The 20,101-nt window shown below is 70.4% G+C and carries 15 protein-coding genes and 1 pseudogene; 3 read left to right on the top strand and 13 right to left on the bottom strand.

Features of this window, described 5'->3' with window-relative positions; genetic code table 11:
- Window positions 1–10 precede the first annotated feature (10 nt).
- Window positions 11–1,120 (top strand): sulfate ABC transporter ATP-binding protein, encoded by a 1,110-nt coding sequence (locus tag DD542_RS18615; protein WP_127806670.1) that lies wholly within the window; start codon window positions 11–13, stop codon window positions 1,118–1,120.
- Window positions 1,121–1,131: 11 nt separating this feature from the next.
- On the opposite strand, the gene dmeF is transcribed toward DD542_RS18615, so the two are convergent.
- The 5 genes from dmeF to DD542_RS18590 form a co-directional block, all read right to left on the bottom strand.
- Window positions 1,132–2,118 carry a CDF family Co(II)/Ni(II) efflux transporter DmeF gene (gene dmeF / locus DD542_RS18610; RefSeq protein ID WP_127806669.1) on the bottom strand — a complete coding sequence of 329 codons (987 nt, stop codon included), beginning with the start codon at window positions 2,116–2,118 and terminating at the stop codon, window positions 1,132–1,134.
- A gap of 56 nt (window positions 2,119–2,174) precedes the next feature.
- Window positions 2,175–3,026 (bottom strand): plasmid replication/partition related protein, encoded by an 852-nt coding sequence (locus DD542_RS18605; protein WP_127806668.1) that lies wholly within the window; start codon window positions 3,024–3,026, stop codon window positions 2,175–2,177.
- Between the two features lie 62 nt (window positions 3,027–3,088).
- Window positions 3,089–4,714, bottom strand: coding sequence for a gamma-glutamyltransferase family protein (locus DD542_RS18600; protein ID WP_127806667.1), 1,626 nt, complete (start codon window positions 4,712–4,714; stop codon window positions 3,089–3,091).
- Between the two features lie 346 nt (window positions 4,715–5,060).
- The gene (locus tag DD542_RS18595; protein ID WP_241559590.1) at window positions 5,061–5,999 is read right to left on the bottom strand and encodes an amidohydrolase family protein; all 939 of its coding nucleotides are present in this window, start codon (window positions 5,997–5,999) and stop codon (window positions 5,061–5,063) included.
- Between the two features lie 2 nt (window positions 6,000–6,001).
- Window positions 6,002–6,988 carry a tripartite tricarboxylate transporter substrate binding protein gene (locus DD542_RS18590; protein WP_164868433.1) on the bottom strand — a complete coding sequence of 329 codons (987 nt, stop codon included), beginning with the start codon at window positions 6,986–6,988 and terminating at the stop codon, window positions 6,002–6,004.
- Between the two features lie 109 nt (window positions 6,989–7,097).
- Here DD542_RS18590 and DD542_RS18585 point away from each other — a divergent pair, with 109 nt between their 5' ends.
- Entirely contained in the window at window positions 7,098–7,997 is a 900-nt protein-coding gene (locus DD542_RS18585) for a LysR family transcriptional regulator (RefSeq protein ID WP_164868432.1), read from the top strand.
- 271 nt (window positions 7,998–8,268) lie between these two features.
- Here the strand turns inward: DD542_RS18585 and pdeM are convergent, their stop codons facing one another.
- The 7 genes and pseudogenes from pdeM to DD542_RS18550 form a co-directional block, all read right to left on the bottom strand.
- On the bottom strand, window positions 8,269–8,943 hold the full coding sequence (pdeM, locus tag DD542_RS18580; RefSeq protein ID WP_127806663.1) for a ligase-associated DNA damage response endonuclease PdeM: 675 nt from the start codon (window positions 8,941–8,943) through the stop codon (window positions 8,269–8,271).
- Window positions 8,940–9,563, bottom strand: a complete 624-nt coding sequence (locus tag DD542_RS18575; RefSeq protein ID WP_066150235.1) for a glutathione S-transferase — start codon at window positions 9,561–9,563, stop codon at window positions 8,940–8,942. The genes pdeM and DD542_RS18575 overlap by 4 nt, the downstream gene beginning before the upstream one ends.
- Window positions 9,564–9,648: 85 nt before the next feature.
- A complete protein-coding gene (locus tag DD542_RS18570; RefSeq protein ID WP_127806662.1) occupies window positions 9,649–12,153 on the bottom strand; it encodes an FtsX-like permease family protein in 2,505 nt (834 codons plus the stop codon).
- Window positions 12,137–12,862, bottom strand: coding sequence for an ABC transporter ATP-binding protein (locus DD542_RS18565; protein ID WP_127806661.1), 726 nt, complete (start codon window positions 12,860–12,862; stop codon window positions 12,137–12,139). The genes DD542_RS18570 and DD542_RS18565 overlap by 17 nt, the downstream gene beginning before the upstream one ends.
- Before the next feature lie 53 nt (window positions 12,863–12,915).
- A complete protein-coding gene (locus DD542_RS18560; protein WP_127807439.1) occupies window positions 12,916–15,462 on the bottom strand; it encodes a ligase-associated DNA damage response DEXH box helicase in 2,547 nt (848 codons plus the stop codon).
- Between the two features lie 23 nt (window positions 15,463–15,485).
- Window positions 15,486–17,141: an ATP-dependent DNA ligase gene (locus tag DD542_RS18555; protein WP_127806660.1), complete on the bottom strand. Its 1,656-nt coding sequence runs from the start codon at window positions 17,139–17,141 to the stop codon at window positions 15,486–15,488.
- Window positions 17,138–18,196 (bottom strand): annotated as a pseudogene (locus tag DD542_RS18550) (ligase-associated DNA damage response exonuclease). The gene DD542_RS18555 and the pseudogene DD542_RS18550 overlap by 4 nt, the downstream one beginning before the upstream one ends.
- A 159-nt stretch (window positions 18,197–18,355) precedes the next feature.
- Between DD542_RS18550 and DD542_RS18545 the strand changes: the two are divergent.
- A complete protein-coding gene (locus tag DD542_RS18545; protein WP_127806659.1) occupies window positions 18,356–18,958 on the top strand; it encodes an ankyrin repeat domain-containing protein in 603 nt (200 codons plus the stop codon).
- Between the two features lie 3 nt (window positions 18,959–18,961).
- Here the strand turns inward: DD542_RS18545 and DD542_RS18540 are convergent, their stop codons facing one another.
- The gene (locus DD542_RS18540; RefSeq protein WP_127806658.1) at window positions 18,962–20,101 is read right to left on the bottom strand and encodes an FAD-binding oxidoreductase; all 1,140 of its coding nucleotides are present in this window, start codon (window positions 20,099–20,101) and stop codon (window positions 18,962–18,964) included.

The raw sequence follows: 20,101 nt of genomic DNA, 5'->3' as shown, positions 1-20,101 counted from the left end.
GGACGAAACCATGAGCATCCAGATCCGCGACGTCAACAAGCACTTCGGCAACTTCCACGCGCTGAAGAACGTCAACCTCGACATCGACTCCGGCGAACTGCTGGCCCTGCTGGGCCCCTCGGGCTGCGGCAAGACCACGCTGCTGCGCATCATCGCCGGCCTGGAAACGCCGGACACCGGCAGCATCCACTTCAGCGGCGAAGACACCACCGACGTGCACGTGCGTGATCGCAACGTGGGCTTCGTGTTCCAGCACTACGCGCTGTTCCGCCACATGACGGTGTTCGAGAACGTGGCCTTCGGCCTGCGCGTCAAGCCGCGCGGCGAGCGCCCGAGCGAGGCGCAGATCAGGAAGAAAGTGACCGACCTGCTCAAGCTGGTGCAGCTGGACTGGATCGCCGACCGCTACCCGTCCCAGCTCTCCGGCGGCCAGCGCCAGCGCATCGCCCTGGCGCGTGCGCTCGCGGTGGAACCCAAGGTGCTGCTGCTCGACGAGCCCTTCGGCGCGCTGGACGCCAAAGTGCGCAAAGAGTTGAGAAGGTGGCTGCGCCGCCTGCACGACGAGCTGCACGTGACCAGCATCTTCGTCACGCACGACCAGGAAGAGGCCCTGGAAGTGGCCGACCGCGTGGTGCTGATGAACCAGGGCGTGGTGGAGCAGGTGGGGTCGCCGCAGGACGTGTGGGACCACCCGGCCAGCCCGTTTGTCTACGGCTTCCTGGGCGACGTGAACCTGTTCCACGGCCGCGCGCACGAAGGCCTGCTGCACCTGGACGGCGTGGCCATCCAGACGCCCGAACACGCCGGCGCCCAGAACGCCCAGGCCTTCGCCTACGTGCGCCCGCACGACCTGGACGTGCACCGCTACCAGGCCGGTGGCGAGGTCGATGCCGCGGGGCGCCCGCATGGCATCGTGGCCCGGCTCGACCGCGCCATCGTGGTCGGCCCCATCGCGCGGCTCGAACTCATGCCGGTGGACGCCGCGCCGCGCGACGGCCACGACCCGCTGATCGAGGCGCAGATTCCGGCGCAGCAGTTCCGCGAGCTGGGCTTCCAGGAAGGCGAGACCCTGGTGGTCTCGCCGCGCAAGGCGCGCGTGTTCCTTCAGCCGACGGCCTGAGGGCCGGGGCCTCAGGCCCTTTGCAGTTCGACGGTGACGTGCACGATTTCTTCGTGCACCGACAGCCACTGGCGCACGGCATTGGCGGTCAGCGCCGGGTCGTGCGTGACCAGGGTCAGGGCGCAGGCCCAGGCGCCGCGGCCCACGCGCCAGACGTGCAGGTCGGTCAGGCGCAGGCCGTGGGCGGCCGCGTGTTCGGTGATCACCTCGCGGATCTCGCCCACCACCGGGTGGTCCATCTCGCGGTCCAGCAGCACCTTGCCGGTCTCGGCGATCAGACCCCTGGCCCACAGCGCCACCAGCACCGCGCCCACCACGCCCATCACCGGGTCCAGCCAGCTCCAGCCCAGCCACCAGCCCCCGGCCAGCGCCAGGATGGCCAGCACCGAAGTGGCGGCGTCGGCGATCACGTGCAGGTAGGCGGCGCGCAGGTTCAGGTCTTCGTGGTGGCCGGGACCGTCGTGGTCCTCGTGGTGTTCGTGATGCCCATGTGCGTGCCCGTGATCGTGTCCATGGTCATGGCCGTGGTGCGCGCCGCCGAGGATGAAGGCGCTGGCCAGGTTCACCACCAGCCCGAGCACGCCCACCGCCATCGCCTCGACATAGCGGATCGGCTGCGGGTCCAGCAGGCGCTCCACCGAGCCCACCACCATCAGCGCTGCCACGCCCAGCAGGAACAGCGCGCTCGAAAACCCGGCCAGCACCTCGATCTTCCAGGTGCCGAAGGCAAAGCGCGGGTCGGCCGCCAGGCGCCGCGCCATGGCGTAGGCCAGGGCCGAGAGGCCGATGGCCACCGCGTGCGAACTCATGTGCCAGCCGTCGGCCAGCAGCGCCATGGAGTTGAACCACCAGCCGGCAGCGATCTCCACCACCATGGTGCCCAGCGTCAGCCACATCACCAGGCGCGTGCCGCGCTCGGCGGCGGGGTTGCCGCTGTCGAAGGCGTGGCCGTGCGAGCAATGGGGCGGGCGGGTGGCGGGTGTGGGCAGCGTGTTCATGGCGCGGTCGTGCGGGCGGTGCGATTGTCCTGCACGCGCCCCGCGCGGCGGCCGGGTCAGACCAGCTGCGCGCTGAGCATCTGCACCTGCTGGCGCAGTTCGGCGTTCTCGGCTTCGAGCTGTGCGATGCGCTGGCGCAGGGTGCTCACCTCGTCGCTGGCGGGTGAGGCTTCGGGTGCAGCGTTGCCGGCGTTCTCGGCACTCTCTTCGCGCGGTTTGCGGCGCGATTCGCGCACGCGCTTGGCGGCCTGCTTCAGCTCGTCCTTGCCGGCGGCCGCGGCGGCGCGCTGTTCTTCCTCCGGCAGGGTGGCGACCACGGCGGCGGCGTTGAGCGAAATGTCACCGGCCCGCACGGCGGCCACCACCTCGGGCGCGGCCTGCTTCTGGATCTTTTCGATCATGCCGACCTGCGAAGCGCTCAGGCGCGCGGCGCGCGCGATGTCCTCGCGGCTCTGCAGCGGTTTGGGTTCGAGCACGGCGGCCAGCGCGGCGGCGGGCGCCTCGCCTTCCCATGGGGCGTCGCCGGTCGGCGCTTCAGGCACCGGCGCGGAGGCCTGGTCCGCTTGGGCCTTGGCGCGCGAGCGCCGCTCGGCAACGATCTCGCGCTTGCGCAGCGCCAGCACGCCGCGCTGGAAGTCCGACAGGCTGCGCCGTCCCAGGTGCTGGTCGATCATCCACAGGTGCACGTCTTCCATGCTCTGGAAGCGCGGGTTCTGCACGGTCTGGAACGGCAGACCGTGCTTGGTGCAGATGCCGTAGCGGTTGTGGCCGTCCACCAAGATGTCGCCCCAAAGCACCAGCGCGTCGCGGCAACCCTCGGCCAGCAGGCTGCGCTCCAGCGCGTCGTGTTCGTCGGGCGTCAGCGGTTCGATGTAGGCCTTGAGTTCTTCCAGGACGACGATGTTCACGGTGCGCGCTCCCTCGGGCAAAAGGGCGCGATTGTAGAGAAGCGCCGAAGCCGTCTGTCGCCTCAGAACCCCACGGCCGCACCGTCGCGCCGGGGGTCGCTGGCGGCCACATAGCCCTCGCTGCCCGGGTCGCCCAGGCGCCAGATGAACTGGCCGGCGCCGAAGTCCTGGTAGGGGTCGTCGATCAGCCGGGTCTGGTGGCCCAGGTCCTTGAGGCCCTGAACCGTGGCCCGGTCCATCGCCGACTCCACATTGATGTGCAGCCCCGCGTCGAAGCGCCAGCGCGGCGCGTCGCACGCAGCCTGCAGGCCCTGGCCGTGGTCCAGCAGGCGCACCAGGGTCTGCATGTGGCCCTGCGGTTGCATGTTGGCGCCCATCACGCCGTAGCTCATCACCGGATGGCCATCCTTCGTGAGGAAGGCCGGGATGATGGTGTGGAAGGGCCGTTTGCCCGGCGCCACCAGGTTGGCGGTGTTGCGGCCCGGGCCGGTGTTCAGGTTGAAGCCGTGGCCGCGGTTCTGCAGGCTGATGCCGAACTGCGGTTCTACCGCGCCCGAGCCGAAGCCCATGTAGTTGCTCTGGATGAAGCTGACCATCATCCCGCGCTCGTCGGCGGCGGTCAGGTACACCGTGCCGCCCTTGGCCGGGTTGCCGGCGCCGAAGTCCTGCGCCTTCGTCATGTCGATCAGCGCCGCGCGCTGCTTCAGGTAGGCCGGGTCCAGCATCTGCGCGGGGCTCAGGTCCATCGCGCCCGGCTCGGCGACGAAGCGGTACACGTCGGCGAAGGCCAGCTTCATGGCTTCGATCTGCAGGTGCTGCGCGGCCACGCTGTCGACCTTCATGGCCGCCACGTCGAAGTTCGAGAGGATGCCCAGCGCGATCAGCGCCGCGATGCCCTGGCCGTTGGGCGGGATCTCGTGCAGCGTGTGGCCGCGGTAGTCCTGCGCGATGGGCGTCACCCACTCGGGTCGGTAGGCCGCCAGGTCGGCCTCGGTCAGCGCGCCGCCGTGTTGTGCCGCAAAGCGCGCCAGCGCCTGCGCGATGGGGCCGCGGTAGAAGGCCTCGCCCTTGGATTCGGCAATCGCGCGCAGGCCCTGGGCCGCAGCCGGAAAACGGAACAGCTCGCCCACCTGCGGCGCACGGCCCCAGGGCAGGAAAGCCTGCGCGAAGCCCGGCAGCGACTGCAGCTCGGGCGTGGCCGCCGCCCACTTCTGCTGCACCACCACCGGCACCGCATAGCCGCGCTCGGCCAGCTCGATGGCGGGCGCCATCAGGTCGGCAAAGGGCAGCTTGCCGAAGCGCTCGCTCAGCGCCACCCAGCCCGCCACCGCGCCGGGCACCGTCACCGAATCGAGCCCGCGCTTGGGCGGCGTCAGCGCATCGGCGCCGTACTTGCCGTGGAAGTAGCCGGGCGTCCAGGCCATGGGCGCGGTGCCGCTGGCGTTCAGGCCGTGCAGCTGCTGCCCGTCCCAGAGGATGCAGAACGCGTCCGAGCCCAGGCCGTTGCTCACCGGCTCGGTGATGGTCAGCGCCGCCGCCGTGGCGATGGCCGCGTCCACCGCGTTGCCGCCTTGCAGCAGCATGCGCAGCCCGGCCTGCGCGGCCAGCGGGTGCGAGGTGCTGACGACGTTGCGCGCGAACAGCGGCAGGCGGGTGCTGGCGTAGGGGTTGGGGGTGTGCAGGTTCATGGCGGGGCTCCGGCAAACAGAGGGGCCATTGTGGGGCGCGCGGTGGTTGGTGCTGTGTCGCGGGGGATCAGTCGCCTGGTGGGCAACCACATGGCCACTGCGCGAGGCGCGGCCTGTCGAGCTTGGTTTATTCGTGCATGAAACGGTGGGGCCGAATGGCCTGCAGGCTGCTGTGCAGGTCCGAACAGGTGGCGCTTTGCAGCGGGTGCGGTAGTTCGCATCCAAACCCCACTGACTTCTCAACGATGGTTCGCTGCCATTCACTCTTCATATCAACAGTTGATCGAGACTGCTTCAAAACGTACCGCAGCTATTCCTGAGGTACTTTGCAGCCTTGAATCTCATTTCACTCGCTGCGCCGCAGCCGAGGAAACAATCGCTCGGCATTGCCGCGGTGGATGGCGTGGCGCTGGGCGTCCGTCACGGGGTAGCCGTCCAGCAACGCCGCGAAGTGCAGGCTGCGCTCTTTGGGCGCAAAAGGCCAGTCGCTGCCAAAAGTGATCTGGCCGGGGTCGGCGAAGGCCAGCAGCGACGGCAGCGCATATGGGCTGCTGGAGAGTGCGGTGTCGAACCAAAAGCGGCGCAGCCGCGCGATACCGGCCTCGTTCGATCCGTCGGGTGAACAGATCCTCGCCACGCGCTCCGCCGCATACGGCAAAAAGCCGCCCGCATGTGAGAGCACGATCTTCATGTTCGGGTAGCGCTCCAGCACGCCCGACTGAGCCAGATGAATGGCGGCGCGCGTGGTGTCGAGCAGGAAATCGGCAGCGAAGGGCGGGATGCCGGGCACCTCGGGCGCCTGCAACTCGGAGGGGTGCACGAACACCACCGTGCCGCGCCGGCCCAGCTCGTCCATCAGCGGCGCCCAGGCGGGGTCGCCCAGGTAGGTGCCGCGCACGCTGGCCAGCAGCATCACGCCATCAGCGCCCAGCACGTCCAGCGCGTGGCGCGCCTCGGCAATGGCACCGGCCACGTCGGGCAGCGGCAGCACAGCGAAGAAGCCGAAGATACCCGACGGGTGGCTACGCACCACCGATGACATGAATTCGTTGACCTCGCGCGCCTTCTCGCGTGCCTCGCCGTCGTCGCCCAAATGCACCCCCGGGGTGGAGACGGACAGGATGCCGGTGGCAACAGAAGCGGCGGCCATCAGATCCAGCGCGCCTTCGGCGCTCCATTCGGGCAACAGGCGGCCACCAGCGGCCTGGATGCCGTGGCGCTGCAGCCAGGCTGCGTAGAACGGCGGGACGATGTGGTGGTGGGTGTCGATCCGTGTCGGGGCCATGGTCATTCGCGCTCGATCTTGGCCGCTTGCACGACCTTGGCCCACTTGGCACGCTCTTCCTTGATGAACCCGTCCAGAGCGGCTGTCGTTCCACCCAGCTCAAAGGTGCCCAGGGTGCGGAGCTTCGCCACGATTTCAGGTCGGGCAAGCACCGTGTTGGTGTCCTTGGCCACACGCTCGACGATGGCGACCGGCATGCCGGCGGGCGCCATGAATGCCATCCAGCCCTGCATGACCAGATCGACCCCCTGTTCCTTGGCCGTGGGCACCTCTTCGTGCCCGGGAATGCGCCGTGCTGTGGTGACCGCGATCGGTCGCAGGCGTGCATCGGCTGCTCCGATCAATGGCGCCATCGGCGGCACGGCGTCGATGTAGACCTCGGTGCGGCCAGCGATGGTGTCTGTCGCGGCCTGCTGGCTACCCTTGTAGGGGATGTTCAGCATGTCGATTTGCGCCACCTGATTGAGGGTCTCGCCCACCAGATGGGGAATGTTCTTGGCCCCAGAGGTGGCGAACGACACCTTGCCGGGACGGGCTTTTGCGTAAGTCACCAACTCCTTGAGATCCTTGACCGGCACGGCAGGATTCACGGCCACCATCATCGGGTTCACGCCCACGCGCACCACCGGGTCAAAGTCCTTGTCCGCGTCGAAGCCCGGCGCCTTGAACAGGAACTGGTTCATCACCACGGGCGTGGCATGCGCGAACCACAGCGTGTAGCCGTCGGGCGCAGAGCGGGCTGCGGTCTGGGCGCCAATGTTTCCGCCAGCGCCTGGGCGGTTGTCGACGACCACACCCTTGCCCCACATCGCGCCGAGCTGTTCGCCAATCAGGCGGGCAATGATGTCCGGCGCGCTGCCGGGCGCCGCGCTCACGACTATCCTCACCGGTTTGTCGGGCCATGCCTGTGCGTGAGCCGACCATGGCAGGACAGCCGAAAAAGACAGGGTGGTGGCAGCCAGCGTGTGGACGAGGCGGCGGCGGTTCATGGGCATTTCAGTCTCCAGTGGGTCCGCTCGATGTGGCGGTCTGGGTGCAAGACTAGGGCCACCCCCATGTTCTGAAAAGCAGATAACACCAATAATCAAATTCGGCCTCATGGATATCAAGTCGGTCGATCTCAACCTGCTGCCCGTTCTGGACGCGCTGCTGCGCCACCGCAGCGTGACGCTGGCTGCGCGCGAGCTGGACATGAGCCAGTCGGCGGTGAGCACAGCGCTGGGTCGGCTGCGCGACACGCTGGGCGACCAGCTGTTCGTGCGCACGGGGCGCGGCATGTTGCCCACTCCTCGTGCCAGCCAACTGGCCGAACCGGTGAACACCATCCTCGACAAGCTGCGCGACGAGGTGCTATCGGCCAGCGGCTTTGTGGCGGCAGATTCTGAGCGGACCTTCACCCTGGGCCTGTCGGATGTCGGCAGCTATGTGCTCTGGCCGCGCATTGTCAGTGCCGTCGCGCAGCAAGCGCCTTCGGTTCGCCTGCGCATGCGGGTGGTGACGCAGCCGTTGATCGCCAGCGCGCTGGAGAGTGCAGAGATTGACGTGGCGCTGGGCGCTTACCCCGATCTGCCGGACACGCTGTACCAACGCCGCCTGTTCGAACGCAAGTATGTGGCCATGGTCCGTATCGGCCACCCGCTGGCCGGCAAACGGTTGAGCGTCCAGGCCTTCGCGCGCTGCCCGCAGGCGGTAGTGCGGCTGGCCTCGGGCATTCAGGACCGGATTGACGAGACCCTGGCACAGCAAGGACTGACACGTGAGCGGGTGCTGGAGATGCCTTCGTACCTGATGCTGCCACCGCTGCTGGACGCGGGCGACCACCTCGCGGTGATCCCTGGGCAACTGGCAGACGCTTTTGCACGTCATGGCCAATTCAAGCTGCTGAAGCTTCCGTTCGACTTGCCCGCCAGCGTGATCCGCATGCACTGGCACAAGCGATTTCACGAGGACGCGGGCAATGTCTGGCTGCGTGGTGTGATCAGCAGCAACTTCGCCTAATGAGAGGTCGCGCCGTCGATACCAGCGCTGGGCTATACGGTCCGAGCGCATTTTGAGCGGCAGGCTCAGGTGGTCGATCGGCTATCCGAGCCTCTGCTCAGTGAATGACTGCTTGTGACGGCTCGCAGACCTGAGTTCCTCAAGTCCAAGGACTGCACCCAGCCTTCAACGGTCGTGTATTGCTCCCAGGTCGTCCAGCACCTGTAGCCGATCACGGAAGAAGCGCACAAACGCCCGAACGGGCTGTGTGTCTCGCCAGACGACCGAGTCATCAACACCCCGGCACTTCCCAGACCCGATCACCACCCACCGCATAAAAGCGCCGATCTGGCGCCGCGGGCAGCGCATGCCCACCAGTGAACGCACCAAACGCCGGCAGCACCGCCTGACCCGGTTCGCTCACGAAGCAGGGCAGGCGCAGCGCGTCGCGCGCGCGGCCGCTCAGGTGGATCACCGGGTGCAGGTGGCCGGCGAGGATGAAGTGGGTCGGGTGGCGGTCGCCGTCCGGTCGCGGGTGGTGGCAGCAGGCGAAGGGGCCGAGCAGCCAGGGCTCATCCACCACCTCGATGCCGGCCTCGGGCGGCGGGTCGCCGGCGCGGTCGTCGTGGTTGCCACGCACCAGGGTCATGGCCACGCCGCGGTGACGCGCGCGCCAGTCGCTCAGCGCCTGCAGCACGGCCGGAGTGCGGCCCGACGCGGCGTGCAGGAAGTCGCCCAGGCACACCAGGCGCTGCGGTCGGTGTTGCTCAATCAGTGCGTCCAGCCGCGCCAGGTTGTCGCGCGTGGTGCCGCCGGGCACGGGCTGGCCCAGCGCGCGGTAGCTGGCGGCCTTGCCCAGGTGCAGGTCGGCGATGAACAGGGTCTGGCCCGCCGGCCACCAGATGGCGTGCGCGGGCAGCAGGTGCAGCGCCTCACCGGCCCAGTGGACGGTGGCGTGCGGGCTCATGCGTAGTCGTAGGTGCCGCCTTTTTCGAGCGCCGTTTTGTACGCTGGGCGCGCGTGGATCTTTTTCAACCAGGCCATGGTGGCGGGGCGCGAGGGGCCGAGGCCGGCGCGAGAGACGGCCGCTTCGAGCGGGAAGCTCATCATGATGTCGGCGGCGGTCATGGCCTTGCCGGCGAACCAGGGGCGCGAGGCCAGCACCTGTTCCACATAGTCCAGGTGCACGTCCACCATGGGCTGCACCTTCTTGACCGCGATGCCGCCGATCAGCGGCACCTTGCTCATGGCCAGCATCAGCAGCAGGTTGGGCATGAGCGAGCCTTCGGCGTAGTGCATGAACTGGCGGTACTGCAGCAGGCCCTCGCCCTGGTTGGCCGGGCCCAGCTTGCCGGTCTTGTCCACCAGGTATTCGCAGATGGCGCCGGTTTCCACCAGCTTGAGCTTGCCGTCTTCGAGCACCGGCGACTTGCCCAGCGGGTGCACCTTTTTCAGCTCGGGAGGCGCCAGCATGGTCGCCTTGTCGCGTTCGTAGAAGCGGATCTCATAGGGCAACTCCAGCTCTTCGAGCATCCACAGCAGGCGCTGCGAGCGGGAGTTGTTCAGGTGGTGGACGATGAGGCTCATGGTGAGAACGGTCCTTTGCGACGGGGCCTGTGCAGGGGCGGGTGGACCCGCATTGTGCGGGCTCCGTCTCAAGCTTGCAGCCGCCTCAGCCGCCGCTGCGCAGCAGCATGGCCGGGCTCAGGCGCATCTGCGACAGCAGGTAGCGCGCGCCCAGGGCCATGCTCAGGCCGCTGACGGCCAGCGCGGTCACGCCGCCGCTCCAGTACAGGCCGGCCGGGCTCATGTCCAGCCGCCACAGCAGCAGGCCGGTGGCCAGGGCGCTGCCGGCCAGCAGGGCGAAACCGGCGGTGACGCTGGCCAGCAGCACGTATTCCCACACCAGCACGCCGCGCAGCAGCGAATGGCGCGCGCCCAGCGCGTGCATCACCGTCGCGTCGTAGAGCTGGCGGCTGCGGCTGGCGGCGACCACGCTGGCCAGCACCAGCAGGCTGGCCGCCAGGCACACCCCGGCCACCACGCTCAGGCCGCCGCTGGCGCGGCCCATCAGCGCGCGGGTTTCGCGCAGCATGGACTCGGTGCGCGCAGTGGCGATGTTGGGCGCGGCGGCGGCCAGCCGGTCCTGCGCGTCCAGCGTCTGCTCGGCCGGCATCCAGGCCGCGCCCACGTGGCGGGTGATGAAAGGGTCGAGCACGCCGTCGCTGAAGATGGCTTCGAGCCACAGGCGCGACTGCATGCGCCGCTGGCTGTAGATGGCGGCCAGTTGCGCCTCCACCGGCTGGCCCAGGATCTCGAAGCGCAGGCGGTCGCCGACCTGCAGGCCCAGCTCGTCGGCCTCGCGGTCTTCCATCGCCACCAGGGGCTCGCCGCGGTGGTCGGCGGGCCACCAGGCGCCGCGGTCGATGACCACATCGTCGAAGTTGCCGCTGCGGTCACTGAGCTTGTGCTCGTCGCGCGATTCGCGGTCGCGTTCGGTGTCACCGCTTTCGCGCAGCGCCGCGCCGTTGACGGCCACCAGACGGCCCAGCACCAGCGGCGCGGTTTTCACATCCTGCAGGCCGGGCGAGGCCTGCAGCGTCTCGCGCAGCAGCGGGATCTGGTCGGTCTGCACGTCGTAGAACACCAGGGCCGGCGCCTGCGCGGGCACGGTGTCGTTCACGGTGCGCAGCAGGGTGACCACCACGAGGGTGCAGGCCACCAGCAGCGTGAGCGCCGAACCCAGCGAGAGCAGGGCGGTGCGCAGCGGCGACTGCGGCTGCTGCAGGCCCGCCAGCGCCAGTTGCAGCGGCAGGGGCAATGCGCGGTGGTGCTGCAGCCGCGAGGCCCCGCGGCGCAGGCCGCGCGTGGCCATGTCGAGCACCGCCAGCACGGCGGCGGTGGCGGCCACGAAGGCCAGGCCAAAGCGCGGGTCGGGCAGGGTGGTCACCAGCAGCGCCAGCGTCAGCACGGCGGCGCCCGCGGTGGCCTGACGCGCCCAGCGCGGCACCGCCAGCGTGGCGCCCTCGGTGCCGCGGAACAGCACGGCCGGCGACACCGACAGCGCCCGCCCCAGCGCCGGCAGCGAAAACGCCAGCGCTGTCAGCACGCCGAACAGCAAGGCCACCAGCGCCGGCTGCCACAGGCCGGCCAGCAGGAAGCTCACCGGCAGCTTGTCCGCCGCCAGCTGCGCGCCGGCCAGCGCCAGCCCCAGGCCGAGCGCCACGCCCACCGCGCTGGCCAGCAGCGCCAGCAGCCCGATCTGCAGCAGCACGAAGGCCGCCAGCCGCCGGTCGCGCAGGCCCAGTGCGCGCAGCGTGGCCAGGCCGGTGAGCTTGCCCTGCAGGTAGGCCTGCACGCTGTTGAACACACCCAGGCCGCCGATGAACAGGGCCGAGAAGCCGATCAGCAGCAGGCCCGAGCCGATCTGGCCCAGCACTTCGGCCATGCGGTCGCTGCGCTCGTCGAAGCTGCGCACCTCGGCGTCCAGCGCCGGGAAGGCGGCGAGGAAGGCGTCGCGCCAGGCGGGGGCGGCGTCGGGCGTGCGCACGCGGTAGCGGTACTCGACGCGGCTGAGCGGCTGCACCAGGCCGGTGGCCATCAGCGCGCCCTCGGCCACCAGCACCGGCGCGGCGCCCCAGTCGGCGCGCAGGCTGCGGTCGGGCTGGCGCACCACCAGCGCGCGCACGGTGAGCGGCAGGTCGCCGATGTGAATGCGGTCGCCGGCCTTGAGGCCCAGGCGCGTGGCGAGCGAGGCGTCGATGGCCGCACCCCAGCGGCCGTCTTGCTGCGCCAGGGTGTCGGCCAGCGCGCCGGCCGGCTGCAGCGCCACCGTGCCGTAGAGCGGGTAGGCGGCGTCGGCGCTCAGCAGCTCGATGAGCTGCGCGCGGCCGGCCTCGGTGCGCAGCATGGTGCGCAGCTCGATCACGCGCGAGACCGTGCCGCGCGCCTGCATCCAGGCCAGGGCGTCGGCCGGCAGCGGCGTGGGCGATTCCACCTCCACGTCGCCGCCGAACAGCAGGCGCGCGTCGTGCCGCAGCGCGTCGGCCACCTGGCGGTAGAGGCCACCGCCCGCGGCCACCAGCGACACGCCCAGCACCAGGCAGGCGACGAAGATCCACAGCCGCCGGCCGCTGGCGCGCAGGTCGCGCCAGGCCAGGTCAAGCAGGAAGGGCATGGGCGCTCTCCGGCTGGCGGGTCACGGGGGTTTCGTGCAGCTGCCCGTCGTGCAGGCGCAGCACGCGGTCGCAGCGGGCGGCAAAGTCCAGGTCGTGCGTCACCAGCACCAGGGTGGTGCCCAGCTCGCGGTTGAGGCTGAAAAGCAGCTCGCGCACCGACTCGGCGGTCTGGTCGTCGAGGTTGCCGGTGGGTTCGTCGGCCAGCAGCAGCTGCGGGCGGTGCACCAGCGCGCGGGCAATGGCCACGCGCTGCTGCTCGCCGCCGGAGAGTTGCGCCGGCCGGTGGTACAGCCGGTCGCCCAGGCCGACGCGGCGCAGCATGTCGGCCGCGGTCTCGCGCGCGCCGCTGGCCCCCGCCATCTGCAGTGGCAGGGCGGCGTTGTCCAGCGCGCTCAGGCTGGGCAGCAGGTGGAAGCTCTGGAACACGATGCCGATGCGCTCGCGCCGCAGGTCGGCCAGGCCGTCGCTGTCCAGGCTGGCCAGGTCGGTGCCGGCGATGCGGATGCTGCCGGCCGCCGGGCGCTCCAGACCGGACAGCAGCAACAGCAGCGAGGTCTTGCCCGAGCCCGAGGGGCCGGCGATCGCCACGCGGGTGCCGGCTGCGATGCGCAGCTGCACGTCGCGCAGCACCGTCACCTGCCGCGGGCCGAGGTCGTAGTGCATGGAGAGGCCGTCGGCCTCGATCAGGTGGGGGGTGGTGTGGGGCATGGGCGGTGTGAGGGGCGGCGGGCGATCAAGTTCCCGGGCTTTTGCGCCGCCGCTCAGCGCGGGCGCCGGGGCCGGTGCGGCCGGCGTTCGCGCTGGGCGTCTGCGGTCTTCTTCTCGGGGGCGCCCTCGCGCCCGAAGGCCAGCGATTCGCGCACCGTATCGGCGTCGCTCGCGGCGGCTCCTCCAGCCGCCTTCTCCAGCGGCGCCAGCATGCGCGCGATGCGGTCGGCCACGCTTTCGTTGCTCAGCTTCTCGCGCAGGCGCTCGACCATCAGCGGGAAGGCGAACGGGGTGGCGCGTTCCAGCGCCTTGAGTACCAGGGTCTGCCGCGCCATGCGGTGCAGGGCGCTGCGCAGCCGGCCGATCTCCAGCTCCTGCGCCAGCAGCTCGGCCTCGGCCTGCTGCAGCAGGCGGTTGCCGGGGTCGTACTTGCGGAAGACTTCCCAGAACAGGCTGCTGGAGGCCTGCAGCTGGCGGCTGCTGCGCTTCTCGCCGGGGTGGCCCTGGAAGATCAGGCCTGAGACGCGCGCGATCTCGCGGAAGCGCCGTTGCGCGAGTTCGCTGGCGTTCAGGCTGTGCAGGATTTCGTTCAGCAAGGCGTCGTCGTCGGACTGCTCCTTCAGCAGTTCGGGCAGCAGCGACGGCCAGTCGATCTCGGTCGCGCTCAGCAGCTCGAAGCCGTAGTCGTTGACCGCGATGGAGAAGGTGTTGGGCGCGCGCTGCGCCACGCGCCAGGCGATCAGGTTCGCCAGGCCCAGGTGCGCGTGCCGGCCGGCGAAGGGGTAGAGGAAGAGGTGTGTGCCCTCGCGCGAGTGCATCACTTCGGCCAGCAGCGTGTGTGGCGAGGGCAGGGCGGACCACTGCGCCTGCAGTTCCAGCAGCGGGCGCGCGGCCTGCAACTCGGGGTCGTCGAAGTCGCCGGCCTGCACCCGCGCCAGCTGCGCCACCACCGCGTCGGCCAAGGTGGTCGAGAGAGGCATCTTGCCGCCGTTCCAGCGCGGCACCGCGGGCTTGCGGCCGGTGGCTCGCTTGACCCAGGCCGTCATGTCGTGGATGCGCACCAGTTCCAGCAATCGCCCGCCGAAGGTGAAGCAGTCGCCGGGTTTCAGGCGCGCCGCAAAGCCCTCTTCCACGTTCCCGATCTTGCTGCCGCCCACGTACTGCACTGCCATGCTGGCGTCGCTGACGATGGTGCCGATGTTCATGCGGTGGCGCCGTGCGAGGCGTGCATCTGGCACGCGCCAGACGCCGTGTTGATCGGGCACGGCGCGGCGGTAGTCGGGGTAGGCGGCGAGCGACGCGCCGCCTTGCGAGACGAAGTCCAGGCACCAGCGCCAGTGGTCCTCGGGCAGGTCGGCGTAGGCGGCGGTGCTGCGGATTTCGGCCAGCAGTTCGTCGGGCGTGAAGCCACCGCCGAGCGCGACCGTGACCAGGTGCTGCACCAGCACGTCCAGCGGCTGGCATGGCGTCTCGCGCGCCTCGATCTGCCCGGCCCGCACCGCGGCGCGCGCGGCCGCGCCTTCGACCAGTTCCAGGCTGTGCGTGGGCACAATGCTCACGCGCGAGGGCCGGCCCGGCGCGTGGCCCGAGCGGCCGGCGCGCTGCAGCAGCCGCGCAATGCCCTTGGGCGACCCGATCTGCAGCACCCGCTCCACCGGCAGAAAGTCCACGCCCAGGTCCAGGCTGCTGGTGCAGACCACGGCGCGCAGTTCGCCCGCCTTCAGCCCGGCCTCCACCCACTCGCGCACCGCACGGTCCAGCGAGCCGTGGTGCAGCGCGATCAGGCCCGCCCATTCGGGCTTGGCGTCCAGCAGCGCCTGGTACCAGATCTCGGCCTGCGAGCGGGTGTTGGTGAAGACCAGCGTGCTGCCGCTGCTGGCGATCTCGTGCACCACGGTCGGCAGCATCGCCAGGCCCAGGTGCCCACCCCAGGGGAAACGGTCCACGCGCGGCGGCAGCAGGGTGTCCACCGTCAGTTGCTTGGGGGTCTGCCCGCGCACCAGCCGGCCGGTCGCGGCGGCGGGCGGGCCGAGCAGGGTGTGCATGGCTTCATCCAGGTTGCCCAGCGTGGCCGACATGCCCCAGATGCGCAGGGCCGGGTTCCACCGCCTCAGCCGCGCGATGGCCAGTTGCGCTTGCACGCCGCGCTTGTTGCCCATCAGCTCGTGCCACTCGTCCACCACCACCAGCGCGGTGCGGCCCAGCTGTTCCTGCGCGTCGGCTCGCGCGATCAGCAGGCTCAGGCTCTCGGGCGTGGTCACCAGCACGGTGGGCAGGCGTTCGGCCTGCTTGGCGCGTTCGCTGCTCGATGTGTCGCCACTGCGTGCGCCAGCCGTCCACGCGGGCGCCAGGTCGGGCAGTGGCGCTTGCAAGGCCCGCAGCGTGTCGGCCGCCAGCGCGCGCATGGGCGTGAGCCAGACCACCGTCAGCGGCGGTGTGCGCTTGGCGTCCGCGTCGGCCAGCGCCTGCAGCGCACCCAGCCACACGGCGTAGGTCTTGCCGGCGCCGGTGGTCGCGTGGAGCAGGCCGCTCTCGCCACGCGCCATCGCGTCCCACACCTCGCGCTGAAACGGAAACGGCGACCAGCCGCGCGCGGCCATCCAGGCGGCGGCGTCGGGCTTTTTCACGCGGCGCCCCCGGGCAACAGCGCGGCCAGCGTCTGCAGCGTGTCGGCCTCATCGACGGGTTTGTCCTCGCGCCAGCGCAACATGCGCGGGAAGCGCACCGCGATGCCGCTTTTGTGGCGCGGGCTGCGGCCGATGCCTTCGAAGCCCAGTTCGAACACTAGCGTGGGCCGCACGCTGCGCACCGGGCCGAAGCTCTCGATGGTGGTGGCGCGGATGATGGCGTCCACCTTCGCCATCTCGGCGTCGCTCAGGCCCGAGTAGGCCTTGGCGAAGGGCACCAGTTGCCGGCCCTCGGTGCCGGGCGGCGCGTTCCAGACAGCGAAGGTGTAGTCGCTGTAGACACTGGCGCGGCGGCCGTGGCCGCGCTGGGCGTAGATCAGCACCGCGTCAACGCTCATGGGGTCGATCTTCCACTTCCACCAGGTGCCGGCGGCCTTGGTGCGGCCCACGCCGTAGGCGCTGCCGCGCTGCTTGAGCATGAAGCCTTCGGTGCCGCGTTCGCGCGCCTGTTCGCGCAGCGTGGCGAGTTGTGCCCAGGTGTCGCCGTTGAGCACCGGGCTGGCGATCAGCAGCGGGTGATTCAGGTTCTCCACCAATGCGTCCAGCGCCGCGCGGCGCGCGTGGAGCGGCTGTTCGCGCAGGTCCTGGCCGCCGTGTTCGAGCAGGTCGTAGGCCAGCAGCGCCACCGGCAGTTCTCGCAGGATCTTGGGGCCCAGGGTCTTGCGGCCGATGCGCTTTTGCAGGTCGGCGAAGGGCTGTGGTCTGTTCTCTCTCCACACCACGATCTCGCCGTCGAGCACCGTGCCTTCGGGCAGAGCGTCGCCCAGCGCGGCGAGTTCGGGGAAGCGCTCGGTCACCAGCTCCTCGCCGCGCGACCACAGCCAGACCTGGCCGGCGCGCTGCACCAGCTGCGCGCGGATGCCGTCCCACTTCCATTCCACCTGCCAGTCGGCCGGCGGGCCGAGCAGCTCGTCGAAGCGATCCAGCGGCTCGTTGAACGGATGGGCCAGGAAGAAGGGGTAAGGCTGGCCGCTGGTCTGCTGGTTCTGCTCGGTCGCGTTCTCGGGCGCCACCAGCGCCGCGTAGTCGGCGGCTGTCGGCTGGGCGCCGATGTGCGTGTAGCCCATCAGCCGCTGGGCCACCCGTTTGGGGTCGACCCCCGCAACGGCCGCCAGCGCCTGCGTGACCTGGAGCTTGGACACGCCAACGCGGAAGCCGCCGGTGATGAGCTTGAAGTAGACGAAGCGCTGGTCGTCGGGCAGGACGTTCCACTGCTCGCGCAGCTTCTCGTTCAATGCGTCTGGCGGCAGTCCGCGCAGCGGCAGCAGGTGCCGGGTCAGCCACTCGGCCAGACCACGGTCCACCGGCGCCGTGGCCGCCGGCAGCAGCAACGACACCGTCTCGGCCAGGTCGCCCACGGTCTGGTAGCTCTCTTCGAACAGCCATTCGGGCAGGCCCGCTGCCGCCTGCGCCAGTTCGCGCAGCGCGCGCGTGGGCACGGTCTGGCGCGGTTTGCCGCCGGCCAGGAAGTACACCGCCCAGGCCGCGTCTTCGGCCGGTGCTTCTGAAAAGTAACGCTGCAGCGCGGCCTGCTTCTCGCGCGTGGCGGTGCTGGCGTCCAGCTCGCGGTAGAGGGCGGCGAAGCGCTTCATGCCGCTGGCTCCGTGGGCGCCTCCGGCGCAGCCTTGTCCGCCGCATCCTCGTCGCCGTACTCGGTCTCGAAGGCTTGTGCGTCCATCCCCTGCTCGGTCAGCCAGCGCACCAGCACCGGCACGCTGCCGTGCGTCACGCGGATGTGCTCCGCGCCGGTCGCTTTGATGGCGCTCATCAGCCCCGGCCAGTCGGCGTGGTCGGACATGACGAAACCGCGGTCCACGCCACGCCGCCGCCGCGTGCCGCGCACCAGCATCCAGCCGCTGGCAAAAGCGTCCACCGCGTCGGCGCCGAAGCGCTTCATCCACGGCGTGCCCTGGGCCGAGGGCGGGGCGAGCACCAGCGCGCGCTGCAGCGCGGTCTTGTCGAGTTCGGTCACACGGTGCGTGGGCGGCAGTTCGACGCCGGCCGCGCGGTACACCGCGTTCAATGGCTCCACCGCGCCGTGCACGACGATGGGGCCGATGCTGGCGTCCACTCCGTGCAGCAGCCGCTGCGCCTTGCCGAAGGCGTAACAGAGCAGCACCGAGGCGCGGCCCTCGTCGGCGTTGCGCCGCCACCAGGCGTTGATCTCGTCGAACAGCACCGCCTGCGTGGGCCAGCGGTAGATGGGCAGGCCAAAAGTCGATTCGGTGATGAAGGTGTCGCAGCGCACGGGCTCGAAAGGCGCGCAGGTGCCGTCGGCCTCGGTCTTGTAGTCGCCCGAGGCGACCCACACGCGCCCGCCATGCTCCAGCCGCACCTGGGCCGAGCCCAGCACATGGCCGGCCGGGTGCAGCGACAGGCGCACGCCGTTGTGTTCGATCACCTCGTCGTACTCCAGCGTCTGAAGGCGGATGTCGGCCCCCAGCCGCTGGCGCAGCGTGCCGGCGCTGTGCGTGTGCGCCAGGTAGTGCGCATGGCCCCAGCGCGCGTGGTCCGAATGGCCGTGCGTGATCACGGCCCGTTCCACCGGCCGCTAGGGGTCGATGAAGAAGTCGCCGGCCGGGCAGTACAGGCCTTCGGGACGGGCGACGATGAGGTCGGGAGCGGTGGCGGTGTGGGTGGCGGCCATGGCGCACGCCAGTGTGCCGCAGGCGCCCTGCATTGCCCCTTCGGTTTCTGCAGAAACCCCAGGGTGGTCGGCTCTCTGTCAGACTGCGCGTCGGTCGCAAGTTGCGGGCGACCACCGTCGAACAAGAGGGGACGTATGTCTGGAGGTGACTGGAAAGAGATGTTCAACGCCGGTTGCGCGGGCGATCTGGCGCTGGTGGAACACCATGTGAAGTCGGGCGTCGACGTGAACTACGCCCACCCAGAGTTCCTGTCCACGCCGCTGGTGGCCGCGATTCTGGCGGGGCAGGAGGCGGTGGCCCTGTACCTGCTGGACCATGGGGCCAACCCGGCCCTGCCGTCCGAGTTCGACGCCGCCACGCCGCTGCAGGCCGCGCAGCAGATGGGGCTGGTGGCGGTGGAGGAGAAGCTGTACGCGATGGGCGTGCCCCGGCCGCCCGCCGGTGCCGCGGTCGAGACGGAAGCCAGGCCATCGGGAACGCTGGCGCTTGCCGCAGCGGCGGTGTACGGGGCCTTGTTCGTCGCGCTGGTGGTCGGCGTGGTCTACGGCCTGCGCATGCACTGCGAGAGCTTCGGCTGCATGGGCCTGGGGGTCTACTGGTTCGCCTGGTCGGTGGTGTACGCTGTGTCGGGCCTGATCGGCCTGTGGGCGCGTTCACTCACGCGGAGCGCGGCTGTCGCGGCGAGCCCGGTGCGCTGGGCGGTCCGTCTGCACCAGCTCATGGGGCTGGCCCTGCTGGTCCTCTGGTGGTTCAGCACCTGATTCTCAGCCCTTCAGCGTCGCCCGCGCGGGCGACAGCATGGCCGCTGTCAGCCCGCAGGCGCTGATGTGCGCCGGCAGCGGCAGCCCGCGCACCAGTGCCGCGCAGGCCTCGCCCATGGCGGCACTGGTCTGGATGCCGTAGCCGCCCTGTGCCGCGCACCAGAAGAAGCCTTCGGCCGCCGCATCAAACCCGCCCACCAGTTCGCCGTCGGCCACGAAGGAGCGCAGTCCTGCCCAGGTGTGGGTGGGGCGTGGGGTGAGCGTGGTCCAGGTCTCCAGCGCGTGCAGGCCCAGCGCGATGTCCAGCTCTTCGGGCTGCACGTCCTGCGGGTGGGTCGGGTCTTCGTTCACCGGTGAGGCGAGCAGGGCGCCCGCGTCGGGTTTCATGTAGAAACTTTCGTCGGCGGCCAGCAGCAGCGGCCAGCGCGCCGTGTCGGTACCGGCCGGTGGCAGGAAGGTGAAGGCGGTGCGGCGTTTGGGCACCAGGCCGATGGGCGCCACGCCCGCCAGCTGCGCCACCGCATCGCACCAGGCCCCTGCGGCGTTGATGAGCACCGGTGCCGCGTGTTCGGAACCCGCCGCCGTGCGCACCCGCCACAGCCCGTCGCGGCGCTCGATGGCCACCACCTCGGCATCGCACACCAGCGTGCCGCCCGCGCGCCGGAAGCCGCGCAGGTAGCCCTGGTGGATGGCGTGCACGTCCATGTCGAAGCTGTCGGGTTCGTAGATCGCCTCGCTCACCTTCTCCGGCCGCAGCGCCGGCACCCTGGCCAGCGCCTCCTCGGCGCTCAGTCGGACACCGCGCGGGCTGGTCTGCTGCAGGGTGGCCCAGGCCTCGTCCAGGTGGTGCATCTCGTCCGGCCCGGCCACCGTCAGCAGCCCGCGCGGCGTGAGCAGCGGTGCCTCGGCAAAACCCGGTGGCGGGTTCAGGAAGAAGGGCTCGCTGGCGCGCGACAGCGCCCGCACCTGCGGCGGCCCGTAGCTGGCGATGAACTGCGCGGCCGAGCGCCCGGTGCTGTGGTAACCCGGCTGGCTCTCGCGCTCGAGCATCGCGCAGCGCCCGTGTGGCGCGAGGAAGTGGCCGATGGAGGCACCCGCGATGCCGGCGCCGAGGATGAGGAAGTCGGTGGATGAAGCGTTCAT

The sequence above is a fragment of the Hydrogenophaga sp. NH-16 genome, from assembly GCF_004006415.1.
GTDB classification, from domain to species: Bacteria; Pseudomonadota; Gammaproteobacteria; order Burkholderiales; family Burkholderiaceae_C; genus Hydrogenophaga; species Hydrogenophaga pseudoflava.
Note: the sequence above shows the minus strand (reverse complement) of the source record. Positions and strands in the feature narration are given on the sequence as shown.

Excerpts from the sequence above, each read along its gene's own strand:
- DD542_RS18615 (WP_127806670.1), top strand. The coding sequence starts at position 11 with ATGAGCATCCAGATCCGCGACGTCAACAAGCACTTCGGCAACTTCCAC.
- dmeF (WP_127806669.1), bottom strand. The coding sequence starts at position 2,118 with ATGAACACGCTGCCCACACCCGCCACCCGCCCGCCCCATTGCTCGCAC.
- DD542_RS18600 (WP_127806667.1), bottom strand. The coding sequence starts at position 4,714 with ATGAACCTGCACACCCCCAACCCCTACGCCAGCACCCGCCTGCCGCTG.
- DD542_RS18595 (WP_241559590.1), bottom strand. The coding sequence starts at position 5,999 with ATGGCCCCGACACGGATCGACACCCACCACCACATCGTCCCGCCGTTC.
- DD542_RS18590 (WP_164868433.1), bottom strand. The coding sequence starts at position 6,988 with ATGAACCGCCGCCGCCTCGTCCACACGCTGGCTGCCACCACCCTGTCT.
- DD542_RS18585 (WP_164868432.1), top strand. The coding sequence starts at position 7,098 with ATGGATATCAAGTCGGTCGATCTCAACCTGCTGCCCGTTCTGGACGCG.
- pdeM (WP_127806663.1), bottom strand. The coding sequence starts at position 8,943 with ATGAGCCCGCACGCCACCGTCCACTGGGCCGGTGAGGCGCTGCACCTG.
- DD542_RS18575 (WP_066150235.1), bottom strand. The coding sequence starts at position 9,563 with ATGAGCCTCATCGTCCACCACCTGAACAACTCCCGCTCGCAGCGCCTG.
- DD542_RS18570 (WP_127806662.1), bottom strand. The coding sequence starts at position 12,153 with ATGCCCTTCCTGCTTGACCTGGCCTGGCGCGACCTGCGCGCCAGCGGC.
- DD542_RS18565 (WP_127806661.1), bottom strand. The coding sequence starts at position 12,862 with ATGCCCCACACCACCCCCCACCTGATCGAGGCCGACGGCCTCTCCATG.
- DD542_RS18560 (WP_127807439.1), bottom strand. The coding sequence starts at position 15,462 with ATGGCCGCGCGCGGCTGGTCGCCGTTTCCGTTTCAGCGCGAGGTGTGG.
- DD542_RS18555 (WP_127806660.1), bottom strand. The coding sequence starts at position 17,141 with ATGAAGCGCTTCGCCGCCCTCTACCGCGAGCTGGACGCCAGCACCGCC.
- DD542_RS18545 (WP_127806659.1), top strand. The coding sequence starts at position 18,356 with ATGTTCAACGCCGGTTGCGCGGGCGATCTGGCGCTGGTGGAACACCAT.
- DD542_RS18540 (WP_127806658.1), bottom strand. The coding sequence starts at position 20,101 with ATGAACGCTTCATCCACCGACTTCCTCATCCTCGGCGCCGGCATCGCG.